Annotated in this window: 1 protein-coding gene and 1 pseudogene; one reads left to right on the top strand and one right to left on the bottom strand. The window is 55.2% G+C overall.

Annotation, left to right across the window (positions count from 1 at the left end; translation table 11 throughout):
• The first annotated feature begins 107 nt into the window (after positions 1 to 107).
• Positions 108 to 328, top strand: a pseudogene (locus BK660_RS30225) (hypothetical protein).
• A gap of 62 nt (positions 329 to 390) precedes the next feature.
• Here BK660_RS30225 and BK660_RS32800 read toward each other — a convergent pair.
• A partial coding sequence (locus BK660_RS32800) for a hypothetical protein (protein WP_221178659.1) occupies positions 391 to 580 on the bottom strand: 190 nt, incomplete at its 5' end.

Below are 580 nucleotides of genomic sequence, written 5' to 3'. Positions count from 1 at the left end.
GCTTGTGCTGTAACAGTCATTTATGAAAATCACGCTGTTTCCCAACGCCCGGCGACCTTATCTTTGCCCGCACCAAACAGCACTCGCCAAGCGAGAAGGTTTTCAAGATGTCCAACAGTATGGGTATTGCAGCGCGTTCGTTTTGTCCTCATTGATCCTGTCGCCGATGGCGATGGCTGAAGAATCGCAGTCGTTCGTGGCGCAAAATGTCGCTCGCGCTCAGGCCTTCGATCAGCATCAGGCCGAAGTGATGGCCAAGGCTCAGGCCGCCTCGCAAGCCCCACAGGCTGCCACTTCCCAGGCTCAAGCAAGCGAGAAAGACAGCTGAGTCGCGCACCGCGCCAACGTTTCCCTCGACGCGGTTGTTTGGCTCTTCCCGTTCAACCGTCGTCATTCCAGGCCGCTGCCTTTCAGCGGCCTTTTTTCGTTGTGGTCTGAAAGCCGTTTGGTTCGTCTGTAACAACAAGAAACATCGAGCGCCTCAAAATATAGAAGCGCCAGTTGACCCAAGGAGCTCCATTGCACGTGCGTTACCCAGTCCGTTTCACCCCGCTGTTCATTGCAATTGCCGCAACGATTG

Source organism: Pseudomonas brassicacearum (assembly GCF_003732265.1).
In the GTDB taxonomy this organism is placed as follows: domain Bacteria; phylum Pseudomonadota; class Gammaproteobacteria; order Pseudomonadales; family Pseudomonadaceae; genus Aquipseudomonas; species Aquipseudomonas brassicacearum_D.
This window is presented reverse-complemented; position numbering and strand designations above follow the sequence as displayed.